Annotated in this window: 13 protein-coding genes; 6 read left to right on the top strand and 7 right to left on the bottom strand. The window is 71.5% G+C overall.

Features of this window, described 5'->3' with window-relative positions; all coding sequences use genetic code 11:
- A complete protein-coding gene (locus KRH_RS05265) occupies positions 1-462 on the bottom strand; it encodes a redoxin domain-containing protein (RefSeq protein WP_012398151.1) in 462 nt (153 codons plus the stop codon).
- 38 nt (positions 463-500) lie between these two features.
- Positions 501-917, bottom strand: a complete 417-nt coding sequence (locus KRH_RS05260) for a DUF3052 domain-containing protein (protein WP_012398150.1) — start codon at positions 915-917, stop codon at positions 501-503.
- A 362-nt stretch (positions 918-1279) separates the two neighbouring features.
- Between KRH_RS05260 and aceE the strand changes: the two genes are divergently transcribed.
- The 6 genes from aceE (at position 1280) to KRH_RS05230 (ending at position 9268) form a co-directional block, all read left to right on the top strand.
- Positions 1280-4018 (top strand): pyruvate dehydrogenase (acetyl-transferring), homodimeric type, encoded by a 2739-nt coding sequence (gene aceE, locus KRH_RS05255; RefSeq protein ID WP_012398149.1) that lies wholly within the window; start codon positions 1280-1282, stop codon positions 4016-4018.
- A 104-nt stretch (positions 4019-4122) separates the two neighbouring features.
- Positions 4123-5358 (top strand): PucR family transcriptional regulator, encoded by a 1236-nt coding sequence (locus KRH_RS05250; protein ID WP_012398148.1) that lies wholly within the window; start codon positions 4123-4125, stop codon positions 5356-5358.
- A gap of 91 nt (positions 5359-5449) precedes the next feature.
- Positions 5450-6361: an ACP S-malonyltransferase gene (locus KRH_RS05245; RefSeq protein ID WP_012398147.1), complete on the top strand. Its 912-nt coding sequence runs from the start codon at positions 5450-5452 to the stop codon at positions 6359-6361.
- Positions 6362-6423: 62 nt separating this feature from the next.
- Entirely contained in the window at positions 6424-7491 is a 1068-nt protein-coding gene (locus KRH_RS05240; protein WP_012398146.1) for a beta-ketoacyl-ACP synthase III, read from the top strand.
- Positions 7492-7640: 149 nt separating this feature from the next.
- Positions 7641-7886, top strand: a complete 246-nt coding sequence (locus KRH_RS05235; protein WP_012398145.1) for an acyl carrier protein — start codon at positions 7641-7643, stop codon at positions 7884-7886.
- Positions 7887-8005: 119 nt separating this feature from the next.
- The gene (locus tag KRH_RS05230) at positions 8006-9268 is read left to right on the top strand and encodes a beta-ketoacyl-[acyl-carrier-protein] synthase family protein (protein WP_041297342.1); all 1263 of its coding nucleotides are present in this window, start codon (positions 8006-8008) and stop codon (positions 9266-9268) included.
- A 413-nt stretch (positions 9269-9681) separates the two neighbouring features.
- On the opposite strand, the gene KRH_RS05225 is transcribed toward KRH_RS05230, so the two are convergent.
- From KRH_RS05225 to KRH_RS11755, 5 genes are all read right to left on the bottom strand, one after another.
- On the bottom strand, positions 9682-10185 hold the full coding sequence (locus KRH_RS05225; protein ID WP_012398143.1) for a DUF3145 domain-containing protein: 504 nt from the start codon (positions 10183-10185) through the stop codon (positions 9682-9684).
- A 206-nt stretch (positions 10186-10391) separates the two neighbouring features.
- Positions 10392-11240, bottom strand: a complete 849-nt coding sequence (locus tag KRH_RS12780; RefSeq protein WP_319016449.1) for a tyrosine recombinase XerC — start codon at positions 11238-11240, stop codon at positions 10392-10394.
- Positions 11241-11499: 259 nt separating this feature from the next.
- Positions 11500-12828: a DNA-processing protein DprA gene (locus tag KRH_RS05215; RefSeq protein ID WP_012398141.1), complete on the bottom strand. Its 1329-nt coding sequence runs from the start codon at positions 12826-12828 to the stop codon at positions 11500-11502.
- Positions 12825-14384: a YifB family Mg chelatase-like AAA ATPase gene (locus KRH_RS05210; protein WP_012398140.1), complete on the bottom strand. Its 1560-nt coding sequence runs from the start codon at positions 14382-14384 to the stop codon at positions 12825-12827. The genes KRH_RS05215 and KRH_RS05210 overlap by 4 nt, the downstream gene beginning before the upstream one ends.
- A 350-nt stretch (positions 14385-14734) precedes the next feature.
- Positions 14735-15967: a hypothetical protein gene (locus tag KRH_RS11755; RefSeq protein WP_148202430.1), complete on the bottom strand. Its 1233-nt coding sequence runs from the start codon at positions 15965-15967 to the stop codon at positions 14735-14737.
- Positions 15968-16005: the final 38 nt, after the last annotated feature.

Genomic DNA, 16005 nt, shown 5'->3' with positions numbered 1-16005 from the left:
TCAGGACCGGGTGAGGTCCGCGAGGACGTCGTGCAGCCGGTCCCACTCGCGGGGCTCGGTCATCTCCGCACGGCTCACGTCGCGGATCACGCCCTCGGCGTCCACCGTGACGGTGTGGCGCAGGGAGCAGCCCTCCCGCTCGTCGAACACGCCGTAGGCGCGGGAGACCTCCGCTTGGGGCCACCGGTCGGAGAGCAGCTCGAAGTCGTAGGACTCCTGGCGGGCGAAGGCGTCCAGGCAGTAGTGGCTGTCCGCGGAGATGCACACCACGGAGGCACCGAACTGCTCGAACGTGTCCGTGTGGTCCTGCAGGTGGCACAGCTCGTCGGTGCAGACCGGCGAGAACGCGAACGGGAAGAACACGATCACCAGGGGCGCTCCCCTGTACTCGGCGAGCGACCTGGTCCCACCGTCCTTGGTGGTCAGCGTGAACTCGGGTGCCGGTGTTCCGATGGCGCTCATCTCGCCCTTTCCCGCGGCGCGCTCGGCGCGGCGCACGGTCAGAAGTTGCGTTTGGGGACCAGCCGCGACACGGACCAGTCCGAGGACACGCGGGCCGCGCTCGTGACGTGCAGCCCGGCGGTGGAGGCGGCCTCCTGGATGTCCGCGGGGGACACGTGGTCGTCGCGTCCTGCCTTGGGAGTCAGCAGCCAGACGACGCCGCCGTCGTCGAGGGTGGTCTGGACGTCCACGAGCTCGTCCACGAGGTCGCCGTCTCCGTCGCGCCACCACAGCACCACGGCGTCCACGACCTCCTGCGCGTCCTCGTCGAAGAGCTCCGAGCCGATGGCTGCCTCGATCCGCTCCCGCAGGTCCGCATCGACGTCGTCGTCGTAACCGAACTCCTGGACGTAGTCGCCGTCCTTGAGCTCCAGTTGCTCCGCAATGCTCTCCTCGGGGGCTTTCGCCTCGCTCACCGTGTCTCTCCTTCTCAGCCAAGTCGCGCGGGTTCCGCGGGTCCGCCGGGCGGCGGAGCGGCCACGCGCTCACCGCGGCGGGACCGCCGACGGTGCGTAATAAAGACAACACTGCTTTAGCCCCACGTTCAAGCCACCGCACGGCCAGCGTGGCAATTCGACCCCCTCCGCGCCCGCGTGTGACGCGCGGCGCGCGCGCAGGTGTGACGTGGAAGACCCTGTTGCCGCGGCCCCCCGGGCCGTAGCCTGTGACACCATGAAAGGACGACGGGAGCGCACTTGTTTCCGCCTACCCGACGCCTGACACACCGCTCCGCCACCGGGGAACCCGAGCACACGGAGCTGACGATAGAGAGGTTCTCGTGTCTTCTGACAGCAATCACCACATTTTGAGCGGGTTGACGAACAATCTCCAGGACGCGGACGCGCAGGAGACCCAGGAGTGGATCGAGTCCTTCGACGCGTTGATCCAGGCGCAGGGAACCGAGCGGGCGCAGTACATCATGCGGGCGCTGCTCCAGCACGCCGGCACCCACTCGGTGGGCGTGCCCATGGTGACCACCTCCGACTACGTCAACACCATCCCTGTGGACCAGGAGCCCGAGTTCCCCGGCAACGAGGAGATCGAACGCCGCTACCGTGCGTTCCTGCGCTGGAACGCGGCGGTGATGGTCCACCGCGCACAGCGCCCCGGTGTGGGCGTGGGCGGGCACATCTCCTCGTACGCCGGTGTGGCCACTCTCTACGAAGTGGGTCTGAACCACTTCTTCCGCGGCCCCGAGCACCCGGGCGGTGGCGACCAGGTGTTCTTCCAGGGCCACTCCTCCCCGGGCAACTACGCCCGTGCCTTCCTCGAGGGGCGTCTCACGGAGGAGCAGCTGGACGGGTTCCGCCAGGAGAAGACCAAGGCCCCCAACGGGCTGCCCTCCTACCCGCATCCGCGCAGCCTGCCGGACTTCTGGCAGTTCCCCACCGTCTCCATGGGCATCGGGCCCATGAACGCGGTCTACCAGGCGCAGTACAACCGCTACCTGCACAACCGCGGCATCAAGGACACCTCCGAGCAGCACGTGTGGGCGTTCCTGGGCGATGGCGAGATGGACGAGCCCGAGTCGCGCGGCGTCCTGCAGCTGGCCGCCAACGACAAGCTGGACAACCTCACCTTCGTGGTCAACTGCAACCTGCAGCGCCTCGACGGCCCGGTGCGCGGCAACGGCAAGATCATCCAGGAGCTCGAGGCGTTCTTCCGCGGCGCCGGGTGGAACGTCATCAAGGTGGTGTGGGGCCGTGAGTGGGACGCCCTGCTCGAGGCCGACCACACCGGCGAGCTCGTGCGCATCATGAACGAAACCCTGGACGGGGACTACCAGACGTTCAAGGCGGAGTCCGGCGGGTTCGTCCGCGACCACTTCTTCGCCCGCTCCGCGGCCACCAAGGAGCTCGTCGCCGACTACACGGACGAGCAGATCTGGAACCTCAAGCGCGGTGCGCACGACTACCACAAGGTCTACGCGGCCTACAAGGCGGCTCTCGAGCACAAGGGTCAGCCCACGGTGATCCTCGCGCAGGGCGTCAAGGGCTACGGCCTGGGCCCGCACTTCGAGGCCCGCAACGCCACCCACCAGATGAAGAAGCTGACCCTGGAGGACCTCAAGGCCTTCCGGGACCACCTGCGGATCCCCATCACGGACGAGCAGCTGGAGGCGGACCTCTACAACGCCCCGTACTACCACCCGGGCCCCGACTCCCCCGAGATCAAGTACCTGCTGGAGCGGCGCAAGGAGCTGGGCGGCTTCCTCCCGGACCGGCCGCACGCGCAGCCGGAGATCACCCTGCCCTCGGACCGTGCGTACGCGTCCGGCAAGAAGGGTTCGGGCAAGCAGATGGCCGCCACCACCATGGCGTTCGTGCGCATCCTCAAGGACCTGATGCGCGAGAAGGACTTCGGCCACCGCATCGTGCCGATCGTCCCGGACGAGGCCCGCACCTTCGGCATGGACTCGTTCTTCCCGACCTCCAAGATCTACAACCCCAACGGGCAGAACTACCTCTCCGTGGACCGCGAACTGATGCTCGCCTACAAGGAGTCCGCCCAGGGCGTGATCCTGCACCCCGGGATCAACGAGGCCGGCGCCACCGCCGCCTTCACCGCCGCAGGCACGTCCTACGCGACCCACGGCGAGACCATGATCCCGGTGTACATCTTCTACTCGATGTTCGGCTTCCAGCGCACCGGGGACGAGTTCTGGGCCGCCGCGGACCAGATGGCCCGAGGGTTCATCATCGGTGCCACCGCCGGGCGCACCACGCTCACCGGTGAGGGGCTGCAGCACGCGGACGGGCACTCCCCGATCCTCGCCTCCACCAACCCCGCGGTGATCCACTACGACCCCGCCTACGGCTACGAGATCGCGCACATCGTCAAGCGCGGCATCGAGCACATGTACGGCACGGGCGACGAGGACCACAACGTCATGTACTACCTCACGGTGTACAACGAGCCGATCCACCAGCCCGCGGAGCCGGAGAACGTGGACGTGGACGGGATCGTCAACGGCATCTACCTGCTCAAGCCCGCCGAGACCGAGGGCCCGCGTGCGCAGCTGCTGGCCTCCGGTGTGGGTGTGCCGTGGGCGCTCGAGGCGCAGCAGATCCTCGCCGACGAGTGGGGCGTCTCCGCGGACGTCTGGTCCGTGACCTCGTGGACCAACCTGCGCCGCGACGCCATGGCTGCCGAGCAGGAGGCGTTCATGGATCCCGAGGCCGGGGCCCGCACCCCCTACATCGCCCAGGCCCTGGCCGGGGCCACGGGACCCGTGGTGGCCACGAGCGACTACGCCTCCCAGCTGCCCGACTCGGTCCGGCAGTACGTGCCGAACGACTGGGCCTCCCTGGGAGCGGACGGCTTCGGCTTCGCCGACACCCGCGCGGGTGCCCGCCGGTTCTTCACCATCGACGCCCACTCGATGGTGGTGCGCACGCTGGAGATGCTCGCCAAGCGCGGTGAGATCGACTGGTCCGCTCCGGCCGAGGCGCTGACCCGCTACCAGCTCGCCAACCCCGAGGCCGGCACGTCCGGCAACACGGGCGGCGACGCCTGAGCCAGCCGCACCACGACGCCGCGTCCGCACCTGCTGCGGGCGCGGCGTCGTCGTCCGTGCGGCAGCCCGCGGAGGGTCCGGGCGCGATCGACTACCCTCGACTCATGCCCACCGAGTCCGCCGGGTCCGCTCCCCGCAAGTCCCGTTCCTCCCGTCGCGTGACCTGGCCGCTGCGCAGCCGGCAGCAGGGGGCACCGCACCCGCGGACCCTGGAGAACCTCAAGGCCAGCACGGGGCAGGTCTCCACCGTGGCGGTGCAGCGGCTGGGGTCCTCGTTGCCCTGGTTCGCGCAGCTGCGCGCGGACGAGCGCTCCGAGCTGGGACTGCTGGCCCAGCGCGGCATCGCCTCCTTCGTACGCTGGTACGAGAACCCCCAGGAACCCGTGTGGGTGCTCACCGAGATCTTCAAGCAGGCTCCCACGGAGCTCACGCGCTCGATCACGCTGCAGAACGCGCTGCAGGTGCTGCGCATTGTGGTGGACGTGGTCGAGGAGAAGGTCCCCGAGCTCGCCCAGCACAATGACGAGGTGGCCCTGCGCGAGGCCGTCCTGCGGTTCTCCCGCGAGGTCGCGTTCGCCGCGGCGGACGTCTACGCCAAGGCGGCCGAGAACCGCGGGTCGTGGGACGCCCGGCTGGAGTCGCTCGTGGTGGACGGCATCCTGCGCGGGGACCACTCGGACTCACTGCGATCCCGGGTCTCGGCCCTCGGGTGGACGGACCAGGGGGACGTCACGGTGATGGTCGGGCGGGCCCCGTCGACCACCGGGCCGGCGGGCGTGGAACGGATCCGCCGCGTGGTGGAGCGTCACGCGGACGAGTGCCTCGTGACCATCCAGACGGACCGGCTCGTGCTGGTGCTGGGCGGGCTCAAGGACCGGGTGCGCTCCCTCACCAAGCTCGCGAGCGTGTTCGGGGACGGGCCCGTGGTCCACGGGCCGCCGGTCGGGTCCGTGTTCGAGGCCAAGCACTCGGCGGACCGCGCGAACGCCGGGCTGCGGGCGGCGTCGGCGTGGCCCCAAGCACCGCGGCCCACCCCCTCGGAGGACCTGTGGCCCGAGCGCGCGCTCAACGGGGACCCTCTGGCGCTGCAGGCCATGGTCGACGCCGTGTGGGCGCCGCTCGCGGCGTCCTCCACCGGGCTCGTGGACACCCTCACCACCTACCTCAGCGTGGGCCACTCCCTGGAGGCCTCCGCCCGGGAGCTGTTCGTGCACGCCAACACGGTGCGCTACCGGCTCCGGCGCGTCAGCGACATCACCGGGTGGGACCCCCTGCTGCCCCGGGACGCGTTCGTGCTGCACTGCGCGGTGCTGGCCGGGCGGCTCAACAGCCGCGCATGACATGGTCTTGTAGAAAAGCCACAAATCCCCTCCCTCGGCTTCGTGCGCCCGGCCAGCCCCCACGAGCCCCGCTCCTTGGTGGAATGAACGGGTGATTGCAGTCGTCTGCCCCGGTCAGGGGTCACAGAAACCAGGATTCCTCAGCGAGTGGCTGTCCGCCCCGGGCGCCACGGAGCACCTCGCGCGGCTCTCCGACGCCGCCGGTCTGGACCTCGCCCACTACGGCACCGAGGCCGACGAGGAGACCATCAAGGACACTGCCGTGGCCCAGCCGCTCATCGTGGCCGCCGGACTGCTGGCCGGCCGCATGCTCGCGCCGCAGCTCGAGGGCCGCGACGACGTTGTGCTCGCGGGCCACTCCGTGGGTGAGATCACGGCGGCGGCGCTGGCCGGTGTGCTCAGCGAGGCGGACGCCATGCGCTTCGTGCGCGTGCGCGCCACGGCGATGGCCGAGGCCGCGGCGGCAACCCCCACGGGCATGGCTGCCGTGCTGGGCGGCACCCCGGACGGGGTGGCCGAGTCAATTGCCGCGGTGGGTGCCACAGTCGCGAACGCCAACGGCGGCGGTCAGGTGGTGGCCGCGGGAACGGTCGAGCAGCTCGACGCCCTCGCCGCGAACCCCCCGGCACGTGCCAAAGTGGTGCGCCTGAAGGTGGCCGGAGCGTTCCACACGGAGCACATGGCCCCGGCACTCGAGCCGCTGCGGGAGCTCGTGCCCGAGCTGAGCGTGCAGGACCCCGCCCACACCCTGCTCAGCAACCACCGCGGCACCCGGGTCGAGGACGGCCGCGCTTTCCTGGACTCCCTCGTGGAGCAGGTGTGCCGCCCGGTGCGCTGGGACGCGTGCATGGACACCATGGCGGAGCTGGGCGTGTCCCGGATCGTGGAGCTGCCGCCGGCAGGCACCCTGGTGGGTCTGGCCAAGCGCGGGCTCAAGGGCGTGCCGGCCCAGGCCGTGAACACCCCCGAGGACCTCGAGAGCGTGCGGAGTACGCTGGCCTGAGAAGGGTGTGATCCACCCGCACCACTCGCTGAGATCTGCACCAGGTTAGGAGTCGGCCTCCCGTGGCGACCATCAAACAGAACATTCCCCACGCCCACACCCGCATCCTGGGCATCGGCGCGTACCGACCGTCCGAGATCGTCACCAACGACGACGTCTGCCAGTGGATCGAGTCCTCGGACGAGTGGATCGTCAAGCGCACCGGCATCCACACCCGCCACCGCGCCCCCGAGGACGTCTCCGTGCTGGACATGGCGGAGCACGCGGCCCGGGAGGCGCTGGAGAACTCCGGACTGACCGGGGAGCAGCTGAGCACCATCATCGTCTCCACGGTGTCCTTCCCGTATCTCACTCCCTCCCTCGCGGCCAACCTGGCCGACCGTCTGGGGGCCACCCCGGCGGCGGCCTACGACATCTCCGCCGCGTGCGCCGGGTACTGCTACGGGGTGGCCCAGGCGGACTCGCTCGTGCGCTCCGGGGACTCCACCAACGTGCTCGTGATCGGTGTGGAGAAGCTCTCGGACGTCATCGACAACCACGAGCGCTCCATCTCCTTCCTGCTCGGCGACGGCGCCGGCGCCGTGGTGATCGGCCCGTCCGAGGTCCCCGGCATCGGTCCCTCCGTATGGGGCTCGGACGGCTCCAAGTGGGACGCCATCCGCATGACGCACCCGCTCACCGACATCCGCACGGTCGAGCGCGGCGGTCAGCGCACCTTCGCCAAGGACCTCGTGGACCCGGAGACCGGTGAGATGGACCCGGACGCCACCCTGTGGCCCACGCTGCGCCAGGACGGCCAGACCGTCTTCCGCTGGGCGTCCTGGGAGGGTGCCCGGGTGGCCCAGGAAGCGCTCGACGCCGCCGGGCTGGCCCCGGAGGACCTCGCGGCCTTCGTTCCGCACCAGGCGAACATGCGCATCATCGACCAGATGGCCAAGGTGCTCAAGCTGCCCGAGTCCGTGATCATCGCGCGCGACATCGCCGAGGCCGGCAACACCTCCGCCGCGTCCATCCCCCTGGCCACCCACCGGCTGCTCGCGGAGCACCCGGAGCTCTCCGGGAAGCCCTCCCTGCAGATCGGCTTCGGAGCCGGTCTGGTGTACGGCGCCCAGGTGGTCCTGCTGCCCTGATCCTCCCCTCCGGGTGTCGTAGGGTTAGACCGCACACCTCTTGTCCAAGGACCGGCCCGAGCGATCGGGCGGCCCGCGCGGGGGTTCTCCCGAAACCCCGCGGTCACCAGTACGGTTGCACTGCGCGACCTCAACGAAAGGAAGCCGACATGGCGAGCAAAGACGAGATCCTGGCCGGCCTGGCAGAAATCGTGAACGAAGAGACCGGCCTCGAGACCGAAGCCGTGCAGCTCGAGAAGTCCTTCACCGAGGACCTGGACATCGACTCCATCTCCATGATGACCATCGTGGTCAACGCGGAGGAGAAGTTCGACGTGACCATCCCCGACGAAGAGGTCAAGAACCTGAAGACCGTCGAGGACGCCGTCAACTTCATCGACAACGCCCAGGCCTGATGCCCCGGCGCACGGTGGCGGGCCCCTGACCGGGGGCACGCCACCGTCGCCACACCAGGTGGCTGGTTAGCAGCAGCTCCTGGAACACCTGCGATTTCGGACACGAGGAAGTGCAGAACATGTCCCGCAAAGTAGTGGTCACCGGACTGGGCGCCATCACGCCCATCGGTGAGAACGTCCAGGAGACCTGGAAGAGCGCCCTCGCGGGCGTCTCGGGCGTTCACGCCCTCGAACAGGACTGGGTGGAGAAGTACGACCTGCCCGTGCGCATCGGCGCACTGTCCCCCAAGCCGTCCGAGGACGTCGTGTCCCGGGTGCAAGCCAAGCGGCTGGACCCCTCGGGGCAGCTCTCCGTCGCGGCCGCGCGCGAGGCGTGGACCGACGCCGGGTTCTCCGGCACGGACGCCGACACCAGCGACGAGGTGGACCCCACCCGCCTGGGAGTGGCCTTCGGCACCGGCATCGGCGGGGTCTGGACCCTGCTCGACGCGTGGGACACCCTCCTGGAGAAGGGTCCGCGGCGTGTCAAGCCGATGACCGTTCCCATGCTCATGCCCAACGGCAACGCCTCCTCCGTCAGCATGGAGTTCAAGGCCCGCGCGTGCGCCATCACCCCCGTGTCCGCGTGCGCGTCCGGCACCGAGGCCTTCTACCAGGGCTTGCACCTGATCCGCTCCGGCAAGGCGGACGTGGTGATCGTCGGTGGCGCCGAGAGCGCCGTCCACCCCATGACGATCGCGGCGTTCAACTCCATGCAGGCGCTCTCGCGCCGCAACGACGAGCCCGAGCGCGCCTCCCGACCCTTCGACGTGGACCGGGACGGCTTCGTGATGGGTGAGGGTGCCGGTGCCGTGATCCTCGAGTCCGAGGAGCATGCCAGGGCCCGCGGTGCCCGCATCTACGCCGAGCTGGCCGGTGCCGGTCTCAGCGCGGATGCCCACCACATCACCGCGCCCGCCACGGGCGAGGACGGCGGCCCGGCCCGCGCGCTGCGCGAGGCCATGGAGTCCGGGGACATCGCCCCCGCCGACATCAAGCACGTCAACGCCCACGCCACGTCCACCCCGGTGGGCGACGTCCCCGAGGCCGGTGCCCTGCGCGCTGCGTTCGGGGACGCCGTGGACGAAATGGCCGTCTCCGCGACCAAGTCCATGACCGGGCACCTGCTGGGCGGTTCCGGAGCAGTGGAGGGTGTGCTGGCCGTGCTGGCCCTCACCGAGCGCACCGCGCCCTGCACCATCAACCTGGAGAACCAGGATCCGCGCATCGACCTGGACGTGGTGACGACCGCCCGCGAACTGCCCTCAGGGGACATGGTGGCCATCTCCAACTCGTTCGGCTTCGGCGGGCACAACTCCGTGGCCGCGTTCCGCTCCGTGTGAGGCGTGGCGGCCCGGGAGCCGATCTCGCGGGGCCCACGGCCCCGGCCTGAGTATTTGCCCCGAGCCGCAGCCCGTGGACGACCGAACCCCGGTGCTCTCCTCAGAGAGCACCGGGGTTCTGCTGTCCTGACGTTGCTCACGGACACCGCCCATGGCGGCGTCGCGGCGGGGTGCCTCCGGATCTCAGCACCGACAGCAGACCCACGACGCCGCGCCGGTCGCGCCCCTGGACGGAGTGGGGGTCTGGCCACACGAACGGTGCAGGGTCGGCTCAGGAGGGCGAGCCCGCGGGGTCTGCTCGGAGTGACGGAGAGGGGCGGAACGGGAAGTCGACCGCGGCCCGAGTGCTCCCCTCGTGCTCGGCGACGGACCGTGCACCAGAGTGCTCGCGGGCCTACCCGCGCGGCAGAGCGTCAGCCGACGCGGTGCAGCCAGCGGACGGGAGCTCCCTCAGCAGCGTGACGGAACGGTTCGAGCTCCTCGTCCCACGCCTCACCCAGGGCGAGCGAGAGCTCACTGACCACGGCGGAGGGGTCGCCCCCGGCGGCCTCGAACGCGTAGCGGATGCGGTCCTCGCTCACGCAGATGTTGCCGGCCACGTCCGTGGTGGCGTGGAAGATCCCGAGGTCGGGGGTGAAGGACCAGCGAGAGCCGTCACTGCCATGGCTCGCATTCTCGGTGACCTCGAAGCGCACGCGGCCCAGCGTGCGCAGCGCCGACGCCAGCAGTGCACCGGTACCGGCCCGCCCGGACCACTCCAGCTCCGTCCGCACGCAACCGGGCTCGGCGTTCTGCGGGGTCCACTGCAGATCCGTCCGCCGGTGCGACACGGATTCCAGGGCCCACTGGATGTGGGGGCAGAGCGCCTGGGGCGCGGAGTGCACGTACAGCACACCGCGCGTGGTGGGTGAAGACATAGCCTGTTCCTCCGTCGTGTAGGTACGTCTTCCCCAACGTCCTGCTCGGAGGCCCAGTGCTTGTTCTCCTGGCGCCCGTATGAAGTTGATGGCAGTGCTGGACCGTGCGCCCGGCATGGATTCGAGGCCGTGAGGACGTGCGGTCGGTCTCATTGTCCAGCAGGGGTCTCCGAGGGTCAACCCGGAGATCACGTCCGCGCTGAATGTCAAGCGCGGGGATGGGCCTGGGAGTACGCACGCTTGATCCGTTCCACGGACACGTGCGTGTAGATCTGGGTGGTGGCCACGGTGGCGTGGCCCAGCAGCTCCTGCACGGTGCGCAGGTCCGCTCCCCCGTCCAGGAGGTGGGTGGCCGCGCTGTGGCGCAAACTGTGCGGACCTCGTGCGGAGGTGTCGGGGACATCGTTGAGCGCGTCGGCCACCACGCGGCGGGCCACCCGGGGGTCGATCCGCCCCCCGCGCGCCCCGACGAACACGGCGTCCCCGGCCCGCTCGGTGGCCAGGGCCGGGCGACGGTGCTCCCACACGGCCAGGGCGTCCCCGGCACGTTCTCCGTAGGGCACCCGGCGCTGCTTGTCCCCCTTGCCGGTGATCGTGAGGACGTGCTGGGCGCGGTCCACGTGGGCGCGATCGAGACCCACGAGTTCGCTGATGCGGGCCCCCGTGGCGTAGAGCAGCTCCAGCAGCGCCCAGTCCCGGGCCGCGAGCGCAGCGTCGCTCTCCTCCTCGTGCGGGCCCAGGGCGACGTCCCCGAGTGCGTCCAGCATCTCGGCGAGCGCGGTGGCGCCGACGACGTCGGGCAGGTGCCGGGCGGGTCGGGGCCCCCGCAGCCCCGCGGCGGGATCGTGGCGCAGCCCCTGCGTGTCCACGGCCCAGCGGAAGAAGGTGTGCACGGCGGCGATCCCCCGGGACACGGAGCTGCGGGCGAGCCCGCGCTGGTGGCGCTGGGCCAGCCATCCGCGCAGGGCGTCACGGTCCAGCAGGTCCGCGCCGTCGATGCCGTGCTCGAGCATCCACCGGGAGAGGTCCGCGACGTCGGAGGTGTAGGAGCGCACGGTGTTCTCGCTGCGCGAGCGTTCGAGGCTGAGGTGGGCGCGGAACTCGGGGAGGTACGGGGCAAGTGGCCCGACGGGCGGGGTTGAGGAACCGGTGTCCTCGGAGGTTCGTGCCGGGGGACGGTGTTGCGCGGCGTGCTGTGCAGTGCGTGCAGGTCCTGCGGGTCGCTCTGCGGACGGGGCCGGTTCCGTGGGGTGCGGCGCGCCGGTTCCGGAGTCCAGGGGTTGCCACGTCGTGGTCCCGTGGGGGACGTTGCGTTCAGCGCTGATCTGCCCCGGCTCGTCCATGGTGTGAGCCTACCCGCCGCCATCCCAGCAGCGAATCCGTGGCCAGCCCGGCGTCCCGCAGGGTGACGAGTCCGGAGAGCACTTCCGCTGGGCTCAGGCCGGAGACCGCGCAGAGGTGGGACGGGTCGGCGTCCCGGTGCAGGGGCAGCGCGTCGAACAGGCGCAGCAGCACCGGGTCCAACGTGTCCTCCGGGCGGCGGTGCCCGAGCCGAGCCTCGCGCGCGAAATCCTCGGCGGCGTCGTTGCCCAGGGGCTCCACCAGCTCCAGCACCTCCGCGCCGTTGCTCACGAGCACGGCGTGGTCCTCCCGGATCAACCGGTGGCACCCGGCGGAGCCACCCACGATCACGTCCCCGGGCACGGCGGCGACGTCGCGGGAAAGACCGGCCGCGTGCCGTGCGGTGTTGAGCGCCCCGGAACGCCATGCGGCCTCCGTGACCACCGTGGCGCACGTCAGGGCGGCGATGAGCCGGTTGCGCTGCAGGAAGCGGTACCTGGTGGGCGCACATCCGAGGGGCACCTCGCTCAGCACCAGGCCCCGCTGCCGGATCCGTTCGAGCAGCTCGGCGTTCGCCGCGGGATAGGCACGGTCCACGCCGCAGGCCAGGACCGCCACGGTGGCCCCGGATGCTGGACCGGTCTCGAGCGCGGCGGAGTGCGCCACGGCGTCGATCCCGAAGGCCCCGCCGGAGACCACGCAGCGGTCCGCCGCCACGAGACCACGGGCGATTTCCCGGGTCACAGCGCCCCCGTACGCGCTGGCACTGCGGGAGCCCACCACGGCCACGCTGCCACGCAGGCACCCCAGCAGGGAGCGGTCTCCCCGGCCCCACAGCAGGATGGGCTGCTGCAGACCGAGGTCCGTGAGCTGGGCGGGCCAGTCCGGGTCCTCGGGGATCACGGTCCAGGCCCCGAGCTGCGCGGTGTGACGCTCCTCCACCCCGGCTTCGGGAACCGGCAGCCGCCCACGCCATGCGGCGAACCGCGCGCCCAAATCAGGAACCCTGCTGCCGGGAAGCTGGTCCTGCGCGGCCGTGGCCAGGACGGAGCGCAGTGCCGGTGTGGGGTGCTCGAGTTCGCAGATGCTGCGCCACAGGACCTCGGGTCCCAGCGCGTGCAGCAGGAGCAGACCGGCCGTGTCGCTGGGCTCGATGAGCCGCGCGAGAGCCATGCGGCACCCGCGGACGTCCCGGACCGTCTCCCGGTGCGGCGTGCGCCCCCGATGCGGGGCGCTGCGCGGGCAGGACACGGGAGGGTCCGTGAACTCGTGGCGGTCCGGCGCGGAGTGCGAGGGGGTCATGACGTCACCGTGGTCTTGAAGTAGAGGGCCAGTTGCACGTGCTCGGGACTCGGAGCCGTGGCTCCGGCGAGGTCCGCGAGCGTCCACGCCACGCGAAGCACCTTCACGAAACCCCTGGCGGTGAGGGTCCGACGGTCCATGGCGGCACGCAGCGGCTGCACCGCGCGCATCCCCGGGGACAGCGTGCGGTGCAGGAGGGCCCCGGGAACGGACGAGTTCAGGCGGCAGCCCAGTGGCCCCAGCCGTTCCTGCTGTGCCGCCCTGGCCTCGGCGACCCGGCGGGCCACGGTGGCGCTGCCCTCCGGGGGCTGCCCCGAGACCGCGCTGAGCTCTTGGTAGGTGACGGCGGGCACGCGCAGCTGCAGGTCCACCCGGTCCAGCAGGGGGCCCGAGAGCTTGGTGAAGTAGCGCCGGCGCTGCACCGCGCTGCACGTGCACGCCTGGCCCGTGCCGCCGGCGTTGCCGCACGCGCACGGATTCGCGGCCAGCACCAGCTGGAAGCGGGCGGGATAGTGGGCGACGGACTGCGCCCTGGCAATCGTGACCGTGCCCGATTCCAGGGGTTGGCGCAGCGCATCCAGGACACGGCGCTCGAACTCGGGGGCCTCGTCCAGGAACAGCACTCCCCGGTGCGCCAGGGAGATGGCGCCGGGTCTCGGCATGCCGCTGCCCCCACCGCACAGCGCGGGCATGGTCACACTGTGGTGCGGTGCCTGGAACGGCGGTCGCCGCAGCAGCTGCGAGCACGGGCCGTCACCGCGCAGCGAGTGCACCGAGGTGACCTCGAGCGAGTCCTCGTCCGGCAGGTCCGGCAGGATCCCCGGAAGCCGTTCCGCGAGCATGGTCTTGCCCGCCCCGGGCGGTCCCACCATGAGCAGGTGGTGACCGCCCGCCGCCGCGATCTCCAGAGCTTGCCGACCCTCCACCTGCCCGACGACGTCCCGCAGGTCACGAACCGGGGTCTCCGCGGTGCCCGTGCTCCCGGTCGCCTCCGCAGGGGGCTCCGCGCAGGACGCGGGCGACGTCGCCCGGGACAGGATCTCGGGGTCCGCACCGAAGTCCACGAGCAGCTGTGCCAGGTGGCCCGCGGACGACACCGAGGCCCCGGAGACCAGCTCTGCCTCGGCCCGGTTCCCCTCGGCCACGACCACCCGGGGGAAGCCCGCGCGCACCGCCGCGAGAACGGCGGGCAGGACACCCCGCACGGGACGCAGGGAGCCGTCCAGCCCGAGCTCCGCGAAGAACACCGTGTCCAGGGGCACGCGCACGACCCCCTGTGCCGCGAGCACGGCCATCACCACTGCGGCATCGAAGTGGGACCCCCGTTTCGGCAGCGTGGCGGGCGAGAGGTTCACGGTGATCTTGCGGGGTGACAGCGGAACCCCCGCGTGGCGCGCGGCGGAGCGGATGCGCTCCTTGGACTCGTTGACCGCCTGGTCCGGCAGCCCGATGATCGTGAAGCCTGGCAGGGACTGCCCGATGTCCGCCTCCACGTCCACCACGTGGCCCTCGAGGCCCACCAGGGCCACACTGCGGGAGCGGGCGAAGCCGTTCACGGGGTGCCCTCCGAGAGGGCGGCGGGCGTGGCGCGGAAGGAAGAAGTCATGCCCCCAGACTGTCTCCCGGGGCCTTCTCCCTGCTATGGCCCGGGGGCACTGTGCAGGCCGCTCGCCGCGGGCCCGCCCGCCGAGCCCGGTGTGGGGTGGCGCAGACAGCCTCGCGTGGTGCGGGGCCGCCGACCACGGCACCGAGTCCGACCCAGGGGCGGCGCCCGGCCCGTTGTCAGGCCCCGCGCCGGACCCAGCCGCAGACATTGCCCCGGGTCGAGGACGAGCCACGTCCCCGGAACGCGCGCAGGCGATGGCGTCGGCCCCCGGTCGGCGACGGGTGAGGGTGTTTCCCAACGTCAGGCGGCAGGCACCGTGCTGGACTCGGGATCGGCAACGGGCGAGCAGGACGCCCAGCGTGCCGACCGGGGATCATCCCCTGAGGTGCGCCCGGCATCTGAGGGTGACGTCAGCTCGAGGTCCGAGAGCTCAGGCCCGCTCACCACGTCCGGAGACCCGGGCGGCCGAGGGATCGTGGGTGTCCGGAGCACCACGGCGGCATCCGGGACCGCGCGGGCCGGAGCGCTGCGGGGCTCAGGGCCGCTCGGCGCCAGCGGAGACGCGGGGGTGCCGGGAACCGGGGTTCCCGGATCGGGGGTGCTCGGCTGAGACGCCCCTGCGCCGGGCACCACGGGGTCCTCGGGCCCCGGGGTCGGAACCACCGGGTCCGGCACTACGGGGCCGGGCCCGCCGGGATCGGGAACCACCGGCCCGGGAACCACCGGATCCGGAAGGACCGGGCCGGGCACCACAGGCCCGGGCAGCACGGGCCCGGGCGGCACGGGATCAGGCTCGACCGGAGCGGGCACCACCGGTTCCCCCGGTGAGGGCCCCGACGAGGGCTTCCGACCTGCCGTGTCCGGGTCACCGGAGTCGTCGCCGCCCGTGCCGCGTCCTCCGGGGTCAGGGGAGAGGTCGTTGCCCCACGTCGTCCGGCCGTCTGCCCGGTCGTCGGTGGGGTCGCCGCTCGCGTGCCCGGCCCGCACCCGGACGGGCGCGACCTCCCGGTCCCCGATCACCGGGACCAGTTCGAGGCTCGTGAAGTGGTCGGACACCGCGGCGAGGTCACCCATGAGCAGCGCGCGACCGCGGGCCCCCGCGGCCACGTCGCCCTCAGCGTCGTGCTCGGCGCGCTGGATGCGCAAGCGGAGGTTTTCGGCGGTCTGCGCGGAGAGCAGCGTCCCGTCGGGTGCGCGGTCCTCGCCATCGGAGGTACGGGGCCTCCAGGCCCGCACGGCACGCGCGACGTTCTCGAGCCGGTAAGTCCCGCCGTCGCGGGCGGTGAGGACCAGGCGGCTCACGGTCACCGGTGAGGATCCTCGGGTGTTGTCGATCTCCACGCTCGCGTACGTGGCGCGGGTCACCCCGGCCTCCCGGCGCAGCCGCTCGAGCTCGTGGCCCGGCGGAAGGACCGCGGGCACGGTGATTTTCGCCGTGGCCCCGTTGGGCAGGCCGGTACGGAAGACACCGGGGTGCAGGTCCCCGTCCGCGGCCACCTCGGATGTGGTGACGGTGGGGTCCGTGCCCGGCAACGGACCGGGCTGGGCACAGGAGGTGAGAAGCGCGACCG

Origin of the sequence: Kocuria rhizophila DC2201 (genome assembly GCF_000010285.1) — a bacterium.
Classification (GTDB): domain Bacteria; phylum Actinomycetota; class Actinomycetes; order Actinomycetales; family Micrococcaceae; genus Kocuria; species Kocuria rhizophila_A.
The sequence above is the reverse complement of the archived record's forward strand: the minus strand, read 5'-3'. Positions and strand labels throughout refer to the sequence as shown.

Bases quoted from the DNA above. Each gene is read 5' to 3' on its own strand.
- KRH_RS05265 (WP_012398151.1), bottom strand. From the start codon at position 462: ATGAGCGCCATCGGAACACCGGCACCCGAGTTCACGCTGACCACCAAG.
- KRH_RS05235 (WP_012398145.1), top strand. From the start codon at position 7,641: ATGGCGAGCAAAGACGAGATCCTGGCCGGCCTGGCAGAAATCGTGAAC.
- KRH_RS05215 (WP_012398141.1), bottom strand. From the start codon at position 12,828: ATGACCCCCTCGCACTCCGCGCCGGACCGCCACGAGTTCACGGACCCT.
- KRH_RS05225 (WP_012398143.1), bottom strand. From the start codon at position 10,185: ATGTCTTCACCCACCACGCGCGGTGTGCTGTACGTGCACTCCGCGCCC.
- KRH_RS05230 (WP_041297342.1), top strand. From the start codon at position 8,006: ATGTCCCGCAAAGTAGTGGTCACCGGACTGGGCGCCATCACGCCCATC.
- KRH_RS05250 (WP_012398148.1), top strand. From the start codon at position 4,123: ATGCCCACCGAGTCCGCCGGGTCCGCTCCCCGCAAGTCCCGTTCCTCC.